Origin of the sequence: Citrobacter sp., assembly GCF_050252275.1 — a bacterium.
Lineage (GTDB): Bacteria > Pseudomonadota > Gammaproteobacteria > Enterobacterales > Enterobacteriaceae > Citrobacter_A > Citrobacter_A amalonaticus.
The window spans coordinates 1-3,892 of record NZ_JBFWLF010000366.1 but is presented as its reverse complement, the minus strand read 5'-3'; the positions used below and the strand labels follow the sequence as shown (position 1 = coordinate 3,892).

Here is a 3,892-nt window from a genome sequence, read left to right as displayed (position 1 = left end):
TGATGAGCATTCCTTTCACCCGGTGGCCTGACGAATTTGCCCGTCGGTACCGCGAAAAGGGCTACTGGCAGGATCTGCCGCTGACGGATATTTTGACCCGCCATGCAGAAAGCGACCATACGGCGGTCATCGAGGGTGAGCGCCAGTTGAGCTATCGTGAACTGAACCAGGCGGTGGATAACCTCGCCTGTACGCTGCGCCGTCAGGGGATCAAATCCGGCGAAACCGCGCTGGTACAACTGGGCAACGTGGCGGAGTTGTATATCACGTTCTTTGCGCTGCTGAAGCTTGGCGTCGCGCCCGTGCTTGCGCTGTTCAGCCATCAGCGTACTGAGATTACTGCGTATGCGGAGCAAATCGAGCCCGCGCTGCTGATTGCCGATCGTCAGCACGCGCTGTTTGCCGACAATGATTTTCTGAATACGTTTATTGCTCAGCATAATTCTATTCGCGTGGTGCATCTGCTCAATGACAGCGGCGAGCACTGCCTGCAAGCGGCGATAAACCAGCCGGCAGACGCGTTTACCGCTACGCCATCGCCTGCGGATGAGGTGGCGTACTTCCAGCTCTCTGGCGGCACGACCGGGACGCCGAAGCTGATCCCGCGAACCCACAACGACTATTACTACAGCGTGCGTCGTAGTAATGAAATCTGTCACTTCACCGCCGATACGCGTTTTTTATGCGCCATCCCTGCTGCGCATAACTACGCCATGAGTTCACCCGGATCGCTGGGCGTATTTCTGGCGGGGGGAACGGTCGTACTGGCCGCGGACCCGAGCGCCACGCTGTGCTTCCCGCTGATTGAAAAACATCAGATCAACGCGACGGCGCTGGTGCCGCCAGCGGTCAGCCTGTGGTTACAGGCGATTAATGAATGGGGCAGCAATGCGCAACTGGCTTCGCTGAAGCTGTTACAGGTTGGCGGTGCGTGCCTCTCCGCATCCCTGGCGGCGCGGATCCCAGCCGAAATCGGCTGCCAGTTGCAGCAGGTTTTCGGCATGGCGGAAGGTTTAGTGAACTATACCCGTCTCGACGACAGCCCGGAGCGGGTAATCAATACCCAGGGGCGTCCGATGTGTCCGGATGATGAAGTGTGGGTGGCAGATGCTGACGGCAACCCGCTGCCACAAGGGGAAACGGGACGGCTAATGACGCGTGGTCCCTATACCTTCCGCGGTTATTACAAAAGCCCGCAGCATAACGCCAGCGCATTTGACGCCAACGGCTTTTACTGCTCAGGCGATCTGATCGCCATCGACGAGGATGGCTACATCACCGTTCAGGGACGAGAGAAAGATCAGATTAACCGTGGCGGCGAGAAGATCGCCGCGGAAGAGATCGAAAACCTGTTACTGCGTCATCAGGCGGTGATTCATGCGGCGCTGGTCAGTATGGAAGACGAGCTGCTGGGGGAGAAAAGCTGCGCGTATCTGGTGGTGAAAGAACCGCTGCGCGCGGTACAGGTGCGCCGCTTTCTGCGCGAGCAGGGCGTCGCTGAATTCAAGTTACCGGACCGGGTGGAAACCGTTGAGGCGCTGCCTCTGACCCCGGTGGGTAAAGTCGATAAAAAACAATTACGTCAGTGGCTGGCAACACGTTCGGCCTGAAGGAGAACACGCAATGGCAATTCCTAAACTGCAGGCTTACGCGCTGCCGACCGCGCTCGATATTCCGGTCAATAAGGTCAACTGGACGTTCGAGCCGGACCGTGCAGCGCTGCTGATCCACGATATGCAGGACTACTTCGTCAGCTTCTGGGGTGAAAACTGTCCGATGATGGAACAGGTGATCGCCAATATCGCCGCGCTGCGCAACTACTGTAAAGCCCATAATATTCCGGTTTATTACACCGCACAGCCGAAGGAGCAGAGCGATGAAGATCGTGCCCTGCTTAACGACATGTGGGGGCCGGGACTGACACGCTCACCAGAGCAGCAAAAAGTGGTTGCCGCGTTGGCGCCGGATGAAGCCGATAATGTACTGGTGAAATGGCGTTACAGCGCGTTTCACCGTTCTCCGCTGGAACTGATGCTGAAAGAAACCGGTCGCGATCAGCTGATTATCACCGGGGTATATGCGCACATTGGTTGCATGACCACCGCGACGGATGCTTTTATGCGCGATATCAAGCCGTTCATGGTAGCGGACGCGCTGGCCGACTTTAGCCGTGAAGAGCACCTGATGTCGCTGAAGTATGTTGCGGGACGTTCAGGTCGCGTCGTAATGACTCAGGAGTTGTTGCCCGCGCCGGTACCAACCAGCAAAGATGAACTGCGCGCGCTGATTTTACCGCTGCTCGATGAGTCCGATGAACCGATGGATGACGAGAACCTGATCGATTACGGTCTCGACTCGGTACGGATGATGGCGCTGGCAGCACGCTGGCGGAAAGTGCATGGTGATATCGACTTCGTGATGCTGGCGAAAAACCCGACCATTGATGCCTGGTGGGCGCTACTCTCTCGCGAGGTGCGCTGATGGCTGGATTCGATTTTCACGGCAAAACGGTGTGGGTCACCGGCGCAGGTAAAGGCATTGGTTATGCCACGGCGCTGGCGTTTGTTGAGGCTGGAGCACAGGTCACGGGCTTTGATCGTGAGTTCACTTTGCAGGATTACCCGTTTGTTACCGAAGTGATGGATGTGGCGGATGCCGGACAGGTAGCTGAGGTTTGTCAGCGCCTGTTGGTGCAAACCGACCGGCTGGACGTGCTGGTGAATGCTGCCGGAATTTTACGCATGGGCGCGACCGACGCGCTGAGTCCGCACGACTGGCAGCAGACGTTTGCAGTTAACGTTGGTGGTGCTTTTAATCTGTTCCAGCAGACGATGGCGCAGTTTCGCCATCAGCGGGGTGGGGCGATAGTGACCGTGGCTTCAGACGCCGCGCATACGCCACGTATAGGCATGAGCGCCTATGGGGCGTCGAAGGCGGCGCTGAAAAGTCTGGCGCTGACCGTCGGGCTGGAACTGGCGGGCAGCGGAGTGCGCTGTAATCTGGTGTCGCCAGGATCAACGGATACTGACATGCAGCGCACGCTGTGGGTCAGTGATGATGCGGAACAGCAGCGCATTCGCGGCTTTGGTGAGCAGTTTAAGCTCGGTATTCCCTTAGGCAAAATTGCCCGACCGCAGGAGATCGCTAACACCATTCTGTTCCTTGCCTCCGATCTGGCCAGCCATATTACGCTGCAGGACATCGTGGTGGACGGCGGCTCCACGCTGGGAGCGTAACGATGATCTGGAAACGTCATTTCACGCTTGATGAACTGAACGCCACCAGTCAGAACACGATGGTGGCGCATCTGGGCATTATCTATACCCGACTTGGTGACGACGTGCTGGAAGCCGAAATGCCGGTGGATACCCGCACACACCAGCCCTTTGGTTTACTGCACGGCGGAGCCTCAGCGGCGCTGGCCGAAACGTTAGGTTCAATGGCGGGTTATCTGATGACCCGCGACGGGCAATGCGTGGTTGGGACAGAACTGAATGCCACTCATCACCGGGCGGTTTCGCAGGGTAAGGTGCGCGGTGTCTGCCAGCCGCTGCATCTGGGGCGTCAAAGCCAGAGCTGGGAAATCGTGGTGTTTGATGAGCAAGGGCGGCGTTGCTGTACTTGCCGACTGGGAACCGCAGTGTTGGGCTGAGCACGCTTAATGTTATGTGATTGCAGCGTTAACGGGTGAATGGAGTGATCCAGTTAACAATGCAATGTAAATAGTCGGTGATACTTCAGGTTTATTGGGTTGTCAGGTTGTTAAAACCAGAAAAGATGTTATAGAAACAAAATGTAACATCTCTCTTCTCTGGAACACGCAAACGGATAACAACCATGAATAAATCAGGGAAATACCTCATCTGGACAGTGCTCTCGGTAATGGGTGCAT

At 56.7% G+C, this 3,892-nt stretch carries 4 protein-coding genes; all 4 read left to right on the top strand.

Going from position 1 to position 3,892, the window contains the following annotated elements; translation table 11 throughout:
- Positions 1 to 2 precede the first annotated feature (2 nt).
- Genes entE through entH form a run of 4 tightly spaced genes read left to right on the top strand, consistent with a single transcriptional unit; the run spans position 3 to position 3,652 of the window.
- On the top strand, positions 3 to 1,610 hold the full coding sequence (gene entE, locus AB7E14_RS21605; RefSeq protein ID WP_316962006.1) for a (2,3-dihydroxybenzoyl)adenylate synthase EntE: 1,608 nt from the start codon (positions 3 to 5) through the stop codon (positions 1,608 to 1,610).
- Between the two features lie 13 nt (positions 1,611 to 1,623).
- Positions 1,624 to 2,481: an isochorismatase gene (locus AB7E14_RS21600; protein WP_058587777.1), complete on the top strand. Its 858-nt coding sequence runs from the start codon at positions 1,624 to 1,626 to the stop codon at positions 2,479 to 2,481.
- On the top strand, positions 2,481 to 3,236 hold the full coding sequence (gene entA / locus AB7E14_RS21595) for a 2,3-dihydro-2,3-dihydroxybenzoate dehydrogenase EntA (RefSeq protein ID WP_044256624.1): 756 nt from the start codon (positions 2,481 to 2,483) through the stop codon (positions 3,234 to 3,236). Before AB7E14_RS21600 ends, entA begins: the two co-directional genes overlap by 1 nt.
- A 2-nt stretch (positions 3,237 to 3,238) precedes the next feature.
- The gene (gene entH, locus AB7E14_RS21590) at positions 3,239 to 3,652 is read left to right on the top strand and encodes a proofreading thioesterase EntH (protein WP_043001455.1); all 414 of its coding nucleotides are present in this window, start codon (positions 3,239 to 3,241) and stop codon (positions 3,650 to 3,652) included.
- The last annotated feature ends 240 nt before the right edge of the window (positions 3,653 to 3,892 follow it).